Raw genomic sequence first — 13,461 nt, 5'->3', positions numbered from 1 at the left:
TTAGTGTCGAGTGAGGGCGATCGCAACAACAGTCTACTTCTTTTACTGCGATCGCACCATCCCATAAATTAATTTTATTAACACGCAATCATCGGGATTTCAGCAAAGTAGCCGGACTGTTAATAGAGGATTGGACAGTTTAATGCGATCACATCCCCTCATCACGCTATCGCAAGCTGGTTTTCAAAGAATGTGATCGCACCAACAGTCTAATTCTTATGCATCTCACACACAATCTCTAAATATGAGGATTGATGAATGCTGTTGCTACTCTGCAAGAGAAGCCTCAACCCTGTGCCTTAGCAGTAGAACATGAGATTTTTCCATAATAAGTACGTTAACAAATCATTATGGTTAGTCTAGAATAGGCAAGCTTAACATATTTCATAAGTTAGGCTGGTAAAATACAGAAAAATGTATGCAGATTTCTCAACAACGCTTGCATAAGCTAGAGATTAGAAAGCTCAAGAATATCAAGGATCTTTGTATCTCATTTGAGATGAAAAATATAACTGGTATTCTTGGCCCAAACGGTTATGGAAAATCAACTATTCTTCATGTGCTAGCATCTTGTTTTCAACCACCAAATGAAGAGCAAGAAAACTATAAATTTAGTAATTTTTTTCTACCAAATCCTGATGCGCTATGGGAAGGTAGCGAACTAACACTATTCCATACCTACCGACAGGCATCTCAATTACATGAAAATGTAAAACAGCCTTATGGAAAGAGTAGTGATAGATGGAAGCCAATATATAAAAGACGACCTACAAGAAACGTACATTACTTCGGTGTAGATAGTTGTGTTCCACTTATTGAAGCAGAAAAACGAAATGTAAAAATTAATTACTCGACCAGTAATCTAAGTGAAGATATTATAACTACAATACTAAAGAAGGCATCATATTGTCTTAATAAGCAATATACAGCTTATAATATTCATGATTCTGGTAGAGGGAGAAAGTTTATTGGTGTTGAAGCTAACGGAATAAGATACTCTGCACTGAGTATGAGTGCTGGCGAGCAAAAAATATTTCTACTACTAGAAAGAGTTTTTAGAGCCATTAAATATAGCCTTATTTTAATAGATGAGCTTGATCTTCTGTTGCATGACTCAGCAATGAAAAACCTGATTAAAGTTATCTCTGAAAGAGCGCAAAGCCATAATTTACAAGTGGTATTTACAACACACAGAGAATCAATTATTGAGTTGTCAGATTTAATTAATATAAGACATATTTTTGGTACATCAGAGAAAACGTTTTGCTTCAATGAGACAAAACCAGATGCAATAAATCGTTTAACAGGAACTCAGCCTAGACTAATTGAAGTCTTTGTTGAAGATGATCTTGCCGTGGCAATCATCAAGAAAATCGCAGGTCAATTAGGTATTTCTAGACATGTATCCATACAAAGATTTGGAGCAGCTATCAATTGTTTCACAGTTTTAGCTGGATTACTCCTATGTGGTGAAAGTTGCGAGAACAGTATTTTTGTGTTGGATGGGGATGTGTATAAAACTAAAGAAGAACAAGAAGAATGTTTAAAGACAGTTTTAACAGGAGATGATGAAAAGGCAAAACTACTTCGACAGTCTAGCTTGGAGAAAATAAAATGTTTAAATCTTCCAAAAAACATTAATCCTGAAAAGTATATTCACAGCATTATAATTGATTTAAAAGAAATTATTGATGACGAGTGGAATGAAATAATTGGAGTTGCAAAAGAGATTGTCGCTGTTGATAACAGCCATAAGTATGTAGACGACATCATCAGTAGGCTTGATTGGGATAGAGGCGCTGGATTATCAAAAATAATTGATCTGGTTAGCTCTAGTCAAGACTGGGCTAACTATGTTGCTAATATAAAAGATTGGTTAACCTCACAAATACCATTGGTGCAAGAGATTACATCACAAGAGGTCTAACAAATCAAATACAGCTTACAGTTGCAAGGCGCTGATGCTGAGTTTAAGACTATTGCTGCTGCTGATTTGAGTTGTTTAGGTGTATTTAGATTAGACAGATATACTCCCAGATGAATTACTCCTGCTTTTGGTGGTGTCTACGACGGGCTACGCCTATGCACCATTTAATCTAAAAAATCACCATTAAAAATAGTCTTTTCTCTTACAGTTTTTCTTTGAGCAAAATGCAATAAAAATCTAAAAACCAGACTCCATAAGAGTTATACTATCTAAAGCATAAAAACGGATTCTTCCTAGATAACCCTGCAACTTGCATTTAGGCTAGAAATAGACTCTTTTTTCTACCGCCGCGAAAAAACCTTGCATTATATGATGTTGAGGAGCGATCGCTAGGTTCGGAGTAATCCCAAGAGTGCATTTGACGGAAAGGAAGACCCATCTTTTGGAAGACATACTTCTCTTTCACACCAGAAGCTACTAGGTCAGGCTTCAGCGCTTTGATAAATTCCTCGAATTCGTAAGCGGTAACGTCGTCATAAACGATGGTGCCGTTTTCGATGTAGTGAGTGGTACGTTTGTAGTCGTCATTATGAGCGAACTCATAACCTGTACCAATCATCTTCATGCCCAAGTCTTGGAAGGCTGGGACAACGTGGCGAGGACGTAGACCACCAACCATGATGGCAACGGTCTTACCATCCAAACGGGGGCGGTACTTAGCAACTACCGCTTCCATTGTGGGCTGATACTTGGCGATAACTTTCTCAGCGTTTGCTTGGATTGTTTCGTCAAACTTAGAAGCGATTTCCCGTAAAGATTCAGCAATCTTGGTGGGACCGAAGAAGTTGTATTCCAACCAGGGTATACGGTAGATTAAAGCCTATAATGCTTATATATCAGGGGTTGTGCAAGTCTGCGTTTCCCGTGGCTTGTTTTTGTCTTAAAGCTTGTGATTTAAACATCCAAAACCCCACTGCAATGGTAATCTGATTTGCAAATTGTGGCTTAAGGGCTATGAAGTTTTAGCTGTGTACCCAACAGAATTAGGAATCGAGCCTTAACCCTCGACTAGAGATGCACCACTGTTGCATGAGTCAAAATTTGCAGCCGGATAACATATGTTGTTCGATAAATTTTCGTCAAAATTCGCTGGCGGATAACTTAAAGTAGTCCAGCAAATTTTTGCAACTGCTTGCAGGATATCTGTCAAAGTTTATACACTTGTTTAAAACGCGAGTGTGTTGGACATGGATTTACTAGGAAGGCCAATGAGCCAAAACAAGGCACTGCATCTAATGGATAATGAGAAACCGGGTCAAGCAACTTGGTTTACTTTGTGCGGTCGCAAGATTCGCGCTGCTCATGCTCTACCGTTGCAAAAGTTTGATGCTGGCGAGAACTGTTGCACAGTTTGCGTTCGGATGCAACGCGGTAACTCGCTGCTGCACTCTCGAATAATGGCAGCTTGATAAGAGAATCATTTTAAGTCGATTTTATATGGAACCCTATAGGGTTCCTGTGGAAAAAATTAGTTGAAATGTACAAGGAAACTCGTTGCAATTTCAGGAAGAATTAAACCAGTGACAAGTATACTTGCCGAAGAAGAATTAGCTTGTTTTAGGGTGGTTTGTTTTTCGGAGATATTAATATGTCCTTTGTTTTTAGCGTGGTTTAAAATCCTTAGAACTTTCTGGCGAAACCTATTAGGTTTTTATCTTTATTGTTCACCAATCTTTTCTGCGGGAACATTAGATGTTTCCCCTAAGTTTCATCGTGAGTACGGGACATAGGGAAATGTATAACATTTCCAAAGCACGGAACATTTGTTGATGTTCTCCAACGCCGGGGGGTTAAGACTCAGGAAGCGCAATCGCTTTACGGCTAGAGCCGCTCAAAAACAGTGCATTACTCACGCTAAGGAAACCTTAAGGGTTCCAGTTTTAGTTACGCGAGAATTACCTTGATCGCCCGACCTTTTTGTACATAATCGGCGGCGGCGGCTCTTGGCGCTGCACGTTGCCCCAACTTCCAACTTCAACTTACAACTTCACCAACTAGTTGTGGAAGTCGGAAGTCAAAACCGGAAGTTACATCTATTCAATTGCGATCGTAGAAGGTGGGCGTGTACGCCATCGCACTGCGCTGTGACTGCGTTGCAATTTTCATTGCATGAAACAAGTTTGCAAGGAACTTGCAAATATTGAAACTTTTTACTGAAAGTCTCTCAGAAATTTAGGTGGTGGCTTTACTGACTCCGCCAATTTCTTTACAAAAGTTTTTAGATTATCAAATGGCACAACCGCACAGAAACCTTGTCAGTCGGTGAACTCAAGGCTAGTGATTTTAACGCCGTTTCCGTGCGGGCAAACACGGGTATGAGCAACGGCGTTTCTGAGCCGGTAAACAAATTCCATCAAAGTGCAATGTTCTTCAGGTTTGAAGTCGGAGGGATGTTTTCCCCAATTTTGGATGAAGTCGGACGAAAGTCCCCATTCTTCTAGTTCGTCAATAGGTTTAGCAGGAATACTCTTATAGCAACGTTCTTGGGGTAAAACCAAAAGACCGAGTAAGCAATTGATGAGTAGCGTAACTTCAAATTGCTGGGTTTCCGAAACAGATTCCATTATGTACTTTTCATACTGCTCAACAATTTCGAGAGTTCGAGCGATAAAATTGCGTTCAAAGATTTCGTCATATTCCATTTTGCCTTCCACTTTTGAAATAGCTACTTTTACCGTGATCCTTTTGCAAAGTGATGTTAAACATGGCTTCCTATCGGGAATTATAAACCAAGACTACTTAAACAAAAGGGGCAATATGTCTTTAGAATTAGAGAATCTGAAATCAAAGTCTGACAACGCCAAGCAAAAACTTATGACTTCCGCTCGTGAAGTTTTAAAATTAGAACTACAGGTTTTTGTAGAAAACTTTGACAAGCTTACTGAAAGCGAATTGATAACAAGTATAGAGAAAATCTATAACTATAAAGAGTATTTTTCTGCAAAGTAACTCACTTAGCCAATGTCGCGCTAGAACCTTGTGCAGTATTGGCTCGATTTTGTACATAATCGGCGGCTGCTGGTGGCAGCGCTGCGCGTTGCAGTAACTTCCGACTTCAACTTACAACTTCATTGACTAGCTCGTGGAAGTTGGAAGCCAGGAGTTGGAAGTTAGCGATCGCTGAATTGTCATCGACTTGTCGTTGAGTGAAACTCACTTAAGGGTTAAGTCCCAATCGGGAGAGTTAGCACTCTCGCGCTGTAACTGCGTTAAAAATTGCATCGGCAACCATTGCAATTTTCAGTGCAGCCAGATTGCAACTACTCACCTTTTTAAAGCTGAAGGCGATCGCACTTCCTGAATCAGGGATGATAATTCATGCATCATCTGTAGGTAGCGGTGAACGATCGCGTACAAAAACGACCCCCAGTCGTTGACCAGGGGTCATTTTTGTAGTCCACGGGCACTACCTCAAAAAGCTACAATCACTGCTACCTTTCTCTCTTACCCAATCATTAATTTCTAGAATGAAATAGCTAAATAAAGCAACATCATCTTCTATCGATGCAAATGAACACGGTTTTGAAAGTCCCTCGACAACCGTATACGCACTCTGATAAATGTTAGGGTATTTCTCTTTCAAAAAGTCTTCTAACAAGTTGAAGGTATCTTGACAGAGTGGAATACTGAAAACAAGTTTTTCGCAAGGCAATCCAAACTTTTTGTTTAAGAGAGACACTAAATTAGACTCAGAAAGCTCCTCTCCCCACTCAGGTTGTTTTCTGAAGTGATCAAGCGCAATTGGATTTGTGAAACAGATCCAATCGCGCTTATAAATGAAGCTGTACTGCTTCTGAACTGCCTCGTTGATGATATCCAGCCCTTCTACTGTGTTTTGGCGTGAGGCAATATCAGCAGCAAGCGTTGGGTCGGACTCGGCATACCTGAGAAAAGTCTTGGCTACATAGTTGGCGAAGGCTGGATCGAGGTAGCTGGCTAGATGAACTGCCATGATTGGGTGAACCCAAGTTACCCAAGTTTTACCTACGCGCTCAACAATCCAGGGTTCAGCATTTGACTGTGTATTTTTCAAATGCTCGAATCTAGCTTTGGTTTCTGGGAATCGCTTCCACTTATCAAGTCTACCTTCAAAATGCTTACACCACTTGGTAGCGTTGATGTAGTCGTCATCTCGCCGTGCATCTTGCACCAAATTACCAAACTGCTCTATGTTTGACATATATTATGTTTGACATATATAAATTTTTCATTGTTTTGAAAATCTTAAACGACTCCGGCTCAAGCAGGGGTTGTTTTTTTAGCCTACAGACACTAGCACCACACAGTGGAAACAAGTAGCTATTGGAAGCTACAAAATAAAATTTGATACACATTTTGATACACCCGTTTGGGTGAGTCAACTTCAAAATTCGGGTTTGACACACCCAAATGGGTGAGTCAACTTCAGAGTTCGGGTTTGACACACCCATTTGGGGTGAGTCAACTTCAGAGTCAGGGTTTGACAACGTGGATTCACGTTGTCAACTTTCTCAGTAAATTACCCCCCTAAACGGCTCAAATACTTGCCCAGAACAATCAAGCACTCAAACGGAAGATGTGTATCAATTGAGAACCAGCACCCCACCAGCACCCCACCAGCACCCCCCACCAGCACCCCATCGACCTAAGCACAGCAAGCGATGTAGAGGTTGGTGATTATCTAAGTACAGAAAAATCGCTAGAAAAAAAAGTTGAGTCAGCAGAAGAAAATAACGGGCAATTTTCAAGCTTCAACAATCAGCAACAGCTAGAAGCCTTGCCAGGGAATAACTCTGGGGGTGCTGGTAGGGGTGCTGGTAGGGGTGCTGGTGGGGTGATTGTCATCGACGACGATCACCCCAGGATCACCCCAGGATCACCCCAGGATCACCCCCAGGATCACCCCCAGAACCGTTATCTGGCAAGGTGTTCGAGCAAAGGTGATCCTTGATCCTTGAAAATTGACGTTTTCAAAATTTCTGGATTTGGAATTTTTTTGGAAATTGCCAGAGGCACTAAAAGGATCACCTTTGGCTGTATTCCTTGCTGTATATACGTTGATAGGGTGATCCTGGGGGTGATCCTTGGGTGATCCTTGGGGGGTGACACCTCGATGACGATCACCCCCGATCACCCCCCACGATCACCCCCTCGGTCTAGACACAGTAAGCAATACAGCCGAAGCTGATCGTCTAAGTACAGAAAAATCACCAGAAAAAAATCTGAACCAGAAAAAAATAATGGGCATTTTTCACAGGTTGACGATCACCAATCGCTAGAAGCCTTGCCAGATAATAACTTTAGGGGTGATCGGGGGGGGTGATCGTGGGGTGATCGTCGTCGATGACGATCACCCTTAGTAATAGATGTTTAATTAATTACATTGGCTCTAACTCATAGTCATCGACCCAATCCCATTCGTTGTCGTCTACCTCAAACCAGGGGTGTTCTTCTGGCAAGGAAACCATGTACTGCCAGTCCACGCCAGTCCAGGAAAGACCAAGCACTGTTACCGGGTACAAGATTTCACCCTGCTTCACTTTTGTCTTGTGCAGCACGGTTTGACCAATGTAATATTCGGGCTTGCTGAATTCTTTACTCACTCGCAAACGCCAAAACTTTGACGCTTGACGAAAATTGCCCAATGTGGGCGCATCAGACGCTAACATACTATTGCCTCCTTAGTGGCTGTCAACTGGTAAGGGGGAAGTCGTGCCGGTGGGGGAGAGGCAAGAGACTCTCTTGCCGGGGCGCATTCAAGCGCTGACTTCATTTGTCGTATCTGAAATCATTGAAGCAGATTTCGCAACTTATTGCGATCGCACTCCTCAATTGGGGATGATCATTTATCCATCAGATGTGGGTAGTCAACTTGGGAGCGACACGACGCTACGATTTACTCGCTACTACCTGTATATATCTGTCCACAAACTGCATACAACTAATATACAAAGCAATAACTCACCTGTCAACAATCTGTAGGCAGTGTGTATGCGAATAGGTTAATCTTGTAGACAGATGTATACAGGATACTTGTTAACTATGGCCAGTAAATCGTTTTCATTCCGTTTGCCAGATGAGATTGTTCAATTTGTGGAGTCTTCACAGTTAGAGGGTGAAACTCTCAACCAAACAGCCCAAAGGCTTTTTATTGATTTCGTCAAAAGAAACAATCCTCTGCATACAGACTTGCCTACAATTGCAGACATCAATGAATTCAAGCAACAAGTAGAAGCAAGTCTAACTGAAGTGCGATCGCAACTGGAGGAACTGCGGGGAAAATTGAAAGCCCGGTAGTGGACGAGAATAGCACTACCGGGCAAGAAAGCAATGAAGACTCAACTGTAGCGAACAGCGAAACCATCGACCAGTTGCAAGCCGAAGTTGAAAGCCTAGAAACTCGTCTCAAGCATTCCCGCAAGGAAAAGAAGGAGCTAGAGCAGCAATTGGCTAACGTTGAGCGAGAGAAAAATATCTTGAAAGATGGAACAGTTCTCAACAGGAGATTAGAACAGATTAGGGAACTGGAGAGAGAAAACCAGCAACTCAGGCAACAACTACAGACAGCAGATGCATCCCTTGCACCAGACTATGAAGCAACCCGCGATCGCACTTTGAATAAGCTGAAAGTGGGCAAGCAATCAACGGCAGGAAAGGCGATTGAGGCTTTTATCAAGGAACTAAAGCACGGTTTATAGTCAACTTATGCACGGTTTCAACTCGGTTTCAACTCGTCTACAGTTCGCCTACACCCCAACAACAGACGGTGACAAGTGCGCCTTGTGTGTCACGATCGACGGTGACAAGTACGGTTACACTGCCACGATCAACGGTGACAAGTGCGGTTGCAGTGCGTCTACACTCTCTACAGGTGTAGACGCACTGTAGGCGTTTAAAACTCGCTCTGGATGCCGTTTTTAGGAACTGTAGACATTTTTTGACTGGCTATTTTTTAACAAGAATTCCCAAAGAAATAGCCTTTTTATCTAATATATTGCTCAAAAATATATCAGCGCTATTTTAACAGTTTCAAAAGCTAAACAGATAGAGATGCACCTCTGCCAATAAACCACACTTTGCAGTAAGTTAAGTAGACAGTACCTCACTAATTTGATGCCGTGCCAGAGCTTGCCTGAGATATTCCACCTCAGCCCTTAGTCGTGCATTCTCCTGTATTAACGTGTCCATGTCATCTTTTTTATCCACTGCCTGCTTAATTACCTTTCTCCGGTTCTCCAGGCTGAACCACTTCTGATAAATCTCAGTGTGAATCTCTACAGAATGCCCCAAATTATCAGCAGCAGCTTTAATTGGAATGCCCATCATGTGCGCTCTAATCGCCCAAGCGTGGCGTAAGTCATAGGGCGTAAACGGAATATTTACGCGCCTAAACCAGGATGAACAATTAACCCGAATAGTATTGATATCTGCAAAACTAGTTCTGTGATCAGTTTGAGCTTTTAACAGTTCCAAATACTCTACGTTTTTTAAATCAAACAAGTAAACCCATTCAGGACGTAGCGGTAAAGCTTCTCTGTAACCAGTCTTAGTATCTGGGTGAACCTTCCATGTATTATCTTTATTTTCAGGACTCAACCACCAATCAATTTCAGGGTTTACAAACAGTTCTCTTGGGCGTAGTCCATAAGTAGCAAGCATTCCATATACCCATTCCCACATTTTCCAACTGTCTAAACAACTCTTTTTGATTGTTAGGCTTCTAGTCAAAGAATAATGATGAAAAGATTCCTGATATTTGATGATATCCTCATCACTGGGAATATCCCTAACCTGACTTTTGGGTTGTGTAGCTTTAAAATGTTCGAGGGTGAAACCAGTTAAATTAAGAGTTGATTTTAAAACCTTCAACGATTTAACGGCGCTGTATTTGGCAGAGTCTCCCGTCAACTCTGCAAATTTTTTATCAATCTCCGATTGAGTCAATAAAGTATCTAGCCCAATCAATCGCCGTAAAAACTCCTTGTAATAGAAAAAGGTGTGTTTACTTTTTTCTGTTGACTTGCGTGTTTTGAAATACTCAGTTTCAAACTCTTCTAAAACATCACCAAGGGTTTGGGATCTGTTGGCAACCTTAGCGATTTTACCCAGATATTTGTCAGTCCATTCAAACTGTTTACGGGCAAGCAGCTTGCCTAGCTCGTTTGCCTCCTCCTCTGCTGTTCTCAACCCGTCCAAGCTTGCAGGGATATTTAGCGAAATCTTGTACTGCTTAAAACCAGTTCCTTTAGTGTCGCGATCGCCCGGCTTGATGGGTAGGGATGCTTGCAATTGAATAGTTTCCCGTGCCACGACTAATCCCACTTTGACCTTAGCGGCTTTTAGACGGGCCCTAGTGTCTGTCAAACCTTTTTCAAATTTGCGTTCCAGATGCTGCCGAGTAGCTTTCATGTGTTTCTGCGTTCCTAAATAGCTGCCATCGGTAGATGCTGGCGGAGTGAAATCCTCAAAAACGTCCTGTGCCTTGCTTTTCATTGTGTCTTAAATGTGTCTTAAAATTTAGTCCATTTAGAACAATGTTTAAATTGAGCAAAGTTAGACGTGGACTAAATCCTGGTATCACATAAGATTAAATCATACTTCGTACAGGGTATACCATAAGCTTCTTCCATGTGACGGCTGATGTAGTTCATCGACCGGTAACAGTGGATGAGGTTCATCTTCACATTGGGGGTCATCAACATTTCGTTGATGGTGCCATCACCTGACCACTGAGCGACTACGCGCAAGCCGATTTCTTCTAACAGGATGCGGCTAGCCCAAGCATCTCCACCAATGTTGTAGTCACCAATGATGGCTACATCATAAGGAGTACCTTCAAACTGAAGTGTACCGTCTTTTTTCGCTTTGTCTGCTCTGGTGAAAACCCAGTCACGAACCATGTCGTTGGCAATGTGGTGTCCCAAAGATTGGGAAACACCCCGGAAGCCTTCGCAACGCACAGGTACAACTGGCTTACCAATTTCTTTGGATGTCTTACGAGCAACAGCTTCGATGTCATCCCCAATTAGACCGATGGGGCATTCTGATTGAATGGAAACACCACGGTTGAGGGGGAAAAGTACATCTAGTTCTTGGATGAGCTTGACAAGTTTCTTGTCACCACCAAAAACGATATCTCTTTCTTGGAAGTCAGAGGTGAAGTGCATGGTACCAAAGGTATCAATACCTGTGGTGCCGATGTAGTAGTTACGACGACCAGACCAAGACCAGTAACCGCAACCTACAGGCCCGTGGCTGATGTGGATCATGTCCTTAATAGGACCCCAAACCACACCTTTAGAACCAGCATAAGCACAACCACGAGCGGTCATTACCCCAGGAAGGGATTTGATGTTAGACTTAACGCCGCAATCGGACTTACCTTCTTCGTATACGCCTAAGTGCTTTTCGCGCTTTTTAGCAGCTTTTTCTGGGTAAGCACTGAGAACTTCTTTAATTAGTTCTTTTCTTTCTTCGATGATGTTTTGATTTTCTGGAGGTGTCATACTTAGCCTCTGTGACTCGTAAGGATCGGGGCATAGGGGGACTAGGAGTCCCCTCTAAGATTAGGGGGGAGATGCAAGGGAGAGGATAAAAGGAAAGATATGAAACTCTTCCTTTTTCCTTGTGCTAAATCGTTATTTCTTAGCGGCTACTTAGACTAAGCTTGAGCAGCAGTCTGACCAACCAACTTGGCAGCATTTTCTTCGCTTTCGAGAATACCAAATTCAATCAACAATTCTTCTAGTTCTTCCATTTCGATGGGTGTAGGAATAGACAGGTTTTTGTTGTTGATGATCTTGGTAGCCAATGTCCGATATTCGTTAGCTTGGTTGCTTTCTGGTGCGTACTCGTTAACAGTCATGCGGCGCAATTCTGCGTGTTGAACAATGTTGTCGCGAGGTACGTAGTGAATCATTTGGGTGTTCAACCGTTTTGCCAAGGTTTCGATCAATTCGATTTCTCGGTCTGTGTTACGGCTGTTACAAATCAAACCACCCAAACGCACGCCACCGGTGTGAGCATACTTAAGAACACCACGAGCGATGTTGTTAGCAGCGTACATCGCCATCATTTCACCTGATGTAACGATGTAGATTTCTTGTGCCTTACCTTCGCGGATAGGCATAGCGAAACCACCACACACAACGTCACCTAATACGTCGTAAGATACGAAATCTAGGTCTTGGTAAGCACCATTTTCTTCTAAGAAGTTGATGGCGGTGATAATACCACGACCAGCGCAACCTACACCGGGTTCTGGACCACCAGATTCTACGCAACGAACGTTACGGAAACCGGTCAGCATTACTTCTTCGATTTCGATATCTTCTACTGCACCACGTTCTGCGGCGAGGTGAAGAACGGTTGTTTGAGCTTTGCTGTGTAGCATCAAACGGGTGGAGTCAGCTTTAGGGTCGCAACCGACGATGAGGATGCGTTGACCCATTTCTGCCATAGCTGCCAAGGTATTTTGAGAGGTGGTAGATTTACCGATACCGCCTTTACCGTAGAAAGCTATCTGTCTAATGTTTTCTTCTGTCATTGTTCGTGTTTCCCTGCAATTGGTTGGTTGGTGGGTCTTTGCGTTTGTCAGTTGCGTTCACGCCAGTTGAGCGACAGTAGTGAGCGCGTGTAGAGCATCGTTGGTACCGTTGGCATAAATGCCTGCTGGGGGCGATCGCTCCACAGCCAAAATTATTGACAGTAAGTTCATCGATCTTCCTCGTTAAAATTTTTTTCTTTTTGTTGTTTGTCCTTTGTCCTTTGTCATTTGTTTTGACAAAGAACAAAGAAAATTACGCAATTTACAAATACGTCATAATGTGTTTCAGCTTGCAAGATTCAATAGGACTTGATGTTGCTATTTGTCAACAATCAATGCATAAGTCCTATTACTTGTTCAAAATAGCGCCCTTCATATTTGTGACGCGATCTAGTGCAGCTTTGGTGTCTTCTGCTGACACTCCACGCACAGCCATTGCTTCACCGAGATGCTTGGCGATCGCATCGAAGTGTGGTTGCTGTAAATTCAATCCTGCGTGGGTTTTGTCCATTGGACGACCGCCGTATTGCTTTGGCCCTTCAAATATTTGAGCTAAGAAAGCAACTAGATGATTGCGTTGCTTCACCATGTCTGTACCAGCAAAAACGGGAGCGAGGAGGCTGTCAGTGGCAATGCGTTTGTGGAGTTCATCTACTACTTGTTCAATAGCTGGTTGTCCACCAATGTTGTCGTACAATGTGCTCATATCCTGTTCCTTTGAAGCGAGTTGGATGATGAAAGAAAGCAAGTAGGCACTTAATCTCTTTGCCTATATGCTGTTAGCCGTCATAGTGGTAGGAGTACCAATTCGTAATTCGTAATTCGTAATTCGTAATTAAGAGAGAATTGGTATGAAGCATTGATGTGGAGACAATTATATGGTTCAAATCCTACTTTCTGTTCCTGGCTGAATGCATATTAGGGCGTATTTGTAGAGTACGTTAAGTCC

At 42.4% G+C, this 13,461-nt stretch carries 13 protein-coding genes and 2 pseudogenes; 7 read left to right on the top strand and 8 right to left on the bottom strand.

Annotated elements, in window-relative coordinates:
• The first annotated feature begins 418 nt into the window (after positions 1–418).
• On the top strand, positions 419–1,927 hold the full coding sequence (locus ACWATR_RS18415; RefSeq protein WP_460335344.1) for an AAA family ATPase: 1,509 nt from the start codon (positions 419–421) through the stop codon (positions 1,925–1,927).
• 316 nt (positions 1,928–2,243) lie between these two features.
• On the opposite strand, the pseudogene ACWATR_RS18410 reads toward ACWATR_RS18415, so the two are convergent.
• Positions 2,244–2,798, bottom strand: a pseudogene (locus ACWATR_RS18410) (nitrogenase component 1); the annotation flags it as partial.
• Positions 2,799–3,195: 397 nt separating this feature from the next.
• Here ACWATR_RS18410 and ACWATR_RS18405 point away from each other — a divergent pair.
• Positions 3,196–3,396 (top strand): hypothetical protein, encoded by a 201-nt coding sequence (locus ACWATR_RS18405; RefSeq protein ID WP_460335341.1) that lies wholly within the window; start codon positions 3,196–3,198, stop codon positions 3,394–3,396.
• Positions 3,397–4,242: 846 nt separating this feature from the next.
• Here ACWATR_RS18405 and ACWATR_RS18400 read toward each other — a convergent pair.
• Positions 4,243–4,629 carry a HEPN family nuclease gene (locus tag ACWATR_RS18400; RefSeq protein ID WP_460335338.1) on the bottom strand — a complete coding sequence of 129 codons (387 nt, stop codon included), beginning with the start codon at positions 4,627–4,629 and terminating at the stop codon, positions 4,243–4,245.
• 115 nt (positions 4,630–4,744) lie between these two features.
• On the opposite strand from ACWATR_RS18400, the gene ACWATR_RS18395 reads away from it, so the two are divergent.
• Both ACWATR_RS18395 and ACWATR_RS18390 read left to right on the top strand, forming a co-directional pair.
• Complete coding sequence (locus ACWATR_RS18395) at positions 4,745–4,936, top strand: hypothetical protein (protein WP_460335335.1); 192 nt, start codon at positions 4,745–4,747, stop codon at positions 4,934–4,936.
• Between the two features lie 305 nt (positions 4,937–5,241).
• Complete coding sequence (locus ACWATR_RS18390; protein WP_460335332.1) at positions 5,242–5,364, top strand: hypothetical protein; 123 nt, start codon at positions 5,242–5,244, stop codon at positions 5,362–5,364.
• Between the two features lie 29 nt (positions 5,365–5,393).
• Here the strand turns inward: ACWATR_RS18390 and ACWATR_RS18385 are convergent, their stop codons facing one another.
• Together ACWATR_RS18385 and ACWATR_RS18380 are read right to left on the bottom strand one after the other, a co-directional pair.
• Entirely contained in the window at positions 5,394–6,167 is a 774-nt protein-coding gene (locus tag ACWATR_RS18385) for a KilA-N domain-containing protein (protein WP_460335329.1), read from the bottom strand.
• Positions 6,168–7,344: 1,177 nt separating this feature from the next.
• Positions 7,345–7,635: a hypothetical protein gene (locus ACWATR_RS18380; RefSeq protein WP_460335326.1), complete on the bottom strand. Its 291-nt coding sequence runs from the start codon at positions 7,633–7,635 to the stop codon at positions 7,345–7,347.
• A 73-nt stretch (positions 7,636–7,708) separates the two neighbouring features.
• On the opposite strand from ACWATR_RS18380, the gene ACWATR_RS18375 reads away from it, so the two are divergent.
• Genes ACWATR_RS18375 through ACWATR_RS18365 form a run of 3 tightly spaced genes read left to right on the top strand, consistent with a single transcriptional unit; the run spans position 7,709 to position 8,664 of the window.
• Positions 7,709–7,948, top strand: coding sequence for a hypothetical protein (locus ACWATR_RS18375; protein WP_460335323.1), 240 nt, complete (start codon positions 7,709–7,711; stop codon positions 7,946–7,948).
• A 60-nt stretch (positions 7,949–8,008) separates the two neighbouring features.
• On the top strand, positions 8,009–8,263 hold the full coding sequence (locus ACWATR_RS18370) for a hypothetical protein (RefSeq protein WP_460335320.1): 255 nt from the start codon (positions 8,009–8,011) through the stop codon (positions 8,261–8,263).
• Entirely contained in the window at positions 8,263–8,664 is a 402-nt protein-coding gene (locus tag ACWATR_RS18365) for a hypothetical protein (protein ID WP_460335317.1), read from the top strand. Before ACWATR_RS18370 ends, ACWATR_RS18365 begins: the two co-directional genes overlap by 1 nt.
• Positions 8,665–9,052: 388 nt before the next feature.
• Here the strand turns inward: ACWATR_RS18365 and ACWATR_RS18360 are convergent, their stop codons facing one another.
• The 4 genes and pseudogenes from ACWATR_RS18360 to ACWATR_RS18345 form a co-directional block, all read right to left on the bottom strand.
• Positions 9,053–10,459, bottom strand: a complete 1,407-nt coding sequence (locus ACWATR_RS18360; protein WP_460335314.1) for a site-specific integrase — start codon at positions 10,457–10,459, stop codon at positions 9,053–9,055.
• A 98-nt stretch (positions 10,460–10,557) separates the two neighbouring features.
• Positions 10,558–11,472: pseudogene (locus ACWATR_RS18355) on the bottom strand (nitrogenase component 1); the annotation flags it as partial.
• 155 nt (positions 11,473–11,627) lie between these two features.
• On the bottom strand, positions 11,628–12,512 hold the full coding sequence (gene nifH, locus ACWATR_RS18350; RefSeq protein ID WP_190932650.1) for a nitrogenase iron protein: 885 nt from the start codon (positions 12,510–12,512) through the stop codon (positions 11,628–11,630).
• 349 nt (positions 12,513–12,861) lie between these two features.
• Positions 12,862–13,218, bottom strand: a complete 357-nt coding sequence (locus tag ACWATR_RS18345) for a globin domain-containing protein (RefSeq protein ID WP_460335311.1) — start codon at positions 13,216–13,218, stop codon at positions 12,862–12,864.
• Positions 13,219–13,461: the final 243 nt, after the last annotated feature.

It is taken from the genome of Nostoc sp. UIC 10890, assembly GCF_054786515.1.
This window is presented reverse-complemented; position numbering and strand designations above follow the sequence as displayed.

What these genes read in the sequence shown, in the direction of transcription:
- ACWATR_RS18415 (WP_460335344.1), top strand. Translation starts at nt 419, where the DNA reads ATGCAGATTTCTCAACAACGCTTGCATAAGCTAGAGATTAGAAAGCTC.
- ACWATR_RS18405 (WP_460335341.1), top strand. Translation starts at nt 3,196, where the DNA reads ATGAGCCAAAACAAGGCACTGCATCTAATGGATAATGAGAAACCGGGT.
- ACWATR_RS18400 (WP_460335338.1), bottom strand. Translation starts at nt 4,629, where the DNA reads ATGGAATATGACGAAATCTTTGAACGCAATTTTATCGCTCGAACTCTC.
- ACWATR_RS18395 (WP_460335335.1), top strand. Translation starts at nt 4,745, where the DNA reads ATGTCTTTAGAATTAGAGAATCTGAAATCAAAGTCTGACAACGCCAAG.
- ACWATR_RS18385 (WP_460335329.1), bottom strand. Translation starts at nt 6,167, where the DNA reads ATGTCAAACATAGAGCAGTTTGGTAATTTGGTGCAAGATGCACGGCGA.
- ACWATR_RS18380 (WP_460335326.1), bottom strand. Translation starts at nt 7,635, where the DNA reads ATGTTAGCGTCTGATGCGCCCACATTGGGCAATTTTCGTCAAGCGTCA.
- ACWATR_RS18370 (WP_460335320.1), top strand. Translation starts at nt 8,009, where the DNA reads ATGGCCAGTAAATCGTTTTCATTCCGTTTGCCAGATGAGATTGTTCAA.
- ACWATR_RS18360 (WP_460335314.1), bottom strand. Translation starts at nt 10,459, where the DNA reads ATGAAAAGCAAGGCACAGGACGTTTTTGAGGATTTCACTCCGCCAGCA.
- nifH (WP_190932650.1), bottom strand. Translation starts at nt 12,512, where the DNA reads ATGACAGAAGAAAACATTAGACAGATAGCTTTCTACGGTAAAGGCGGT.
- ACWATR_RS18345 (WP_460335311.1), bottom strand. Translation starts at nt 13,218, where the DNA reads ATGAGCACATTGTACGACAACATTGGTGGACAACCAGCTATTGAACAA.